Annotated in this window: 4 protein-coding genes; all 4 read right to left on the bottom strand. The window is 44.4% G+C overall.

From position 1 onward, the window contains the following. A partial coding sequence (locus tag B9J84_RS12040; protein WP_143698863.1) for a DUF2947 family protein occupies nt 1-255 on the bottom strand: 255 nt, incomplete at its 3' end. Between the two features lie 65 nt (nt 256-320). Beyond that, the gene (rimJ, locus tag B9J84_RS12035) at nt 321-902 is read right to left on the bottom strand and encodes a ribosomal protein S5-alanine N-acetyltransferase (RefSeq protein WP_094124225.1); all 582 of its coding nucleotides are present in this window, start codon (nt 900-902) and stop codon (nt 321-323) included. Continuing rightward, nucleotides 899-2,443, bottom strand: a complete 1,545-nt coding sequence (gene tyrR / locus B9J84_RS12030; RefSeq protein WP_017047584.1) for a transcriptional regulator TyrR — start codon at nt 2,441-2,443, stop codon at nt 899-901. The genes rimJ and tyrR overlap by 4 nt, the downstream gene beginning before the upstream one ends. Before the next feature lie 121 nt (nt 2,444-2,564). Then, the coding region (locus B9J84_RS12025; RefSeq protein WP_094124224.1) for a YcjF family protein at nt 2,565-3,542 on the bottom strand (978 nt) is incomplete at its 5' end.

Here is a 3,542-nt window from a genome sequence, read left to right as displayed (position 1 = left end):
TAATGATTCATCGTCACTTTCCCATTCTTTCATCCAACTGATTTCATTGATCCAACTGCCTGCTTTACGAGGCCAATCTTGAGAACTTAACCTCTCTGAATCTGGGCTTTGAGCACTGATATTTTCCAGCCAAAACTGAGCCGCTCTGGCTTGAGACATGGGTTTAATATGCACCAGATCTTGCTCAGGAACTGGCATTGATTGGTGAGTGAAAATCCATTTTCTTTGGTATTGATCCAAAGGCAAATACGACATTGAATTTCCTTAATGTTTTAGCTGACTTGTGAATATAGCCGCTTTACTTTTAAAACGATAACCCATTAGCTTGGGCGCCAATCAGCATTAACCAATGCTGTTAGGTTGTGATCTTCCCATTGGCCATCAATGAGCAAATAATTTTTAGCGTGACCTTCGGCCTGAAAGCCCATTTTCATCAACACCGCTTCACTGCGTTTGTTGATTGGCATATAACCAGCCATGATACGGTGTAGGTTTTGTACCTTAAACATGTAGTGGCACGCCATTTTTAATGCACGGCCCATGATGCCTTTACCTTGTGCATTCTTCGCTAACGAATAGCCGAGATTACAAGCATAAAATGGAAAGCGTGAGAGGTTACTAAACGAAATGGTGCCAAGCATGTCACCACTGTTAATATCGATGATGAGCAAATAATAGCCTAATTGCATTTTATGCAGCTCACCAAGTTTAATCAGCCGCTGTGCCCACCCGTAAGCCTCAAAAAACGCCGCTTCTCGCTTAGGTTCCCAAGGCCGTAAATGTTCACGATTACTCGTAAAATAGGCGGCGATCATCTCCGCATCTTCAAGTTTTGCGGTTCGCACTAAAATATCATTGTCCACTTCATACACTTGGGACAAGGTGCTGCATGACTGCATCAATTTTTCCTAATTCCGTAGTCGCGTAGCTTATTGGCGATAGAGGTGTGTGATACGTTTAAACGCTTAGCCAACTTACGGCTTGAAGGGAAAGACTGATATAAACGTTCCAAAATTTGAGATTCATACTCTTTCATAATGTCATCTAATGAGCCATCAAGATTGACATGGGTATTGCCAGTATGAACGGTTTCAAGCTGCGGCAGATGGAAGAGATCCACTGTTAACTGATTATCAGACATCTCCGTTAGCGCCCTGAGCACCATGTTGTCCAACTGTCGTACGTTGCCTGGCCATTGGTAATGAGAGAGCTGATCCGCCAAATCTTCCGCTAGTAGTGGTTTGGCCATACCCATTTTCTTAATGTGTTTCGCCACGAACAGTTCAAGCAATGGCTGAATGTCGTTAGACCGCTCACGCAAAGTAGGAATACGGAGAGTTAACACATTCAGACGATAAAAAAGATCTTCACGAAATGCGCCTGATTCGGCTAAATCTGCCAACTTGTGACGCGTCGAGGCAATCACACGAACATTAACATGAACTTCATGCTCCTCACCAACGCGGCGGAATGTACCATCTTGCAAGAAGCGCAGTAGTTTAATTTGTAAATGAGGGCTCATCTCCCCGATTTCATCGAGAAAAACTGTGCCGCCATTCGCCTGTTCAAAAATACCTTTATGGCCTTGTTGATGATTAAATGACCCTGGCGCATGACCAAACAACTCCGTTTCCGCGACATCATCCGGCATTGAAGCACAACTCAGAACTAAGAAAGGAAAGGAGGCACGGTGAGAGCGATTATGGCAAGCCTTGGCCAACATCTCTTTACCCGTTCCGGTTTCGCCTTCTATAAGCAAAGGTTGATCAAGCATTGACAGCTTCTTAGCTTGGCTAATGAGCGCTTTATGGCGGTTAGACACTCCGACAAAATGTTCAAAACCAAGGTTATTGTGTAAAGGCAAAGCATCATCGACGACGCCGCTAGGGCTTTTAGAACGAATCATCATCATGGTACTCGCCAAGGTGGATTCTTTCGACTCACCCGTAATATAAACAGGCATCATCTCCATCAGATAATCGAGACCATCGTGTACGATCTCCTCACGTTGTCGTGCTTTGTTGCCTTCAAGCCAGCGTGATAGGTTAAAGAAAGGTAATAATGCAGAAATGGGCTGCCCTATCACCTCTTTCTCTGTTTTGTTAAACAGCGATAACGCTGAATAGTTTGCCATATCAACAAACCCTTTCAGATCAATCGCCAGCACCGCATCAGGCACGTTGTTGAGTAATGAAATTAACTCGGTGTTATGCCGCTCCATGGGCATGAATTGAATTTTCCGAACATCTTTTACGCCAGAAATTCGGCGAATTTCAGCCATCAATTCACTGAATGTTTCAAAATCAATGTCAGGGCAGTTGAGGTAAATAATGCCGATGACATCGATTTCAATCCCACGCAAATCAATGTTTCTCGATGCAAGAATATCGAGCAGTTCTCGGGTTAAGCCGAGTCTATCTTCACAAGAGACTTCAAGACGCACTTAAAAATCCTAATAAAAGTGTCAGGAAAAGTTGACAGTAGTTTCTATCAAGCCTTGTATGGCGTCAAGTTATCTCATGTTTTGAGGTTCACATTCGGGCATATTATTTGATAAATGTTGCTTATTTCACCGTAAGCGCGGCGATTCTTGCGACGATCTGTTTGCGAATCGCCCCTAATTTTACTTTTCTGTCTGGCTGCCATGTCATCGGCCTGAGCAGTGCCATGGCTTTCAAACCAAGACGAGCGGTCAATATTCCCACTCCTAAACCTTGCCCTGCCCGCGCGGATACTTTTCCGGCTAAATCCATAGAAAGGAGATCCATGCTGGCGTCGATGGCGAGTTCGCTGGCACCTGCCGCTGCCATATTAACCAATACTGACTTAAATAAAGAGAGACGAGACCAGTAACCCAATGGCACTCCATACAATTTTGCCAGTTGATCAATCATAGTGAAATTACGCCATGCCACTAACAACATATCTGCGATGGCTAAAGGGCTAATTGCCACTAGTGCTGCCGCTTCTGTTGAATATTGTGAGACGATTTTGGTTGCTTGTTTATCTTGTTCACTCACCACCATAGCATCGTACATATCGAGTATTTCAGCATCACTGTGTGAAGCATTAACGCTGTTTAACCAACGATCATAGGCTGGGCTTTCGGTTTTTATGCCACTTTGTTTAGCTAGAGCTTGGCAGAACGCGAGCCCATGACCAACACTGTCGGTTTGCATAAGCTGTTCGCTTTGCTCTTGAATACTAAAATGATGGCGAAGTGCTCGTAACTTCCACAGCTCTTTGATTAAGGTACTTAAGCCTAACGATGCCAAACCAGCAATAAATCCCGCCCAGCCTAATGCTAACCAGTCCGCTGATTGAATCGCCGTGATAACTGAATCGATAGCTTGCCAACCGATTAAACCTGCAAAGCTTATAACTAATGCCGCAGCTCGCCATTTCCGACCTTGTGATGGACGAATGATTTGCTCCAACTCTTTTTCCGCAGCACTCTCTTCATTGCTGATCGGCATTGGAATGAAGGCTTCATTATTTTGAAACTGCTGTTGAGCCGTAAGCTCTGGCGTACTCTTCTGTTG

Source organism: Vibrio sp. V03_P4A6T147 (assembly GCF_002241085.1).
Classification (GTDB): domain Bacteria; phylum Pseudomonadota; class Gammaproteobacteria; order Enterobacterales; family Vibrionaceae; genus Vibrio; species Vibrio anguillarum.
The sequence above is the reverse complement of the archived record's forward strand: the minus strand, read 5'-3'. Positions and strand labels throughout refer to the sequence as shown.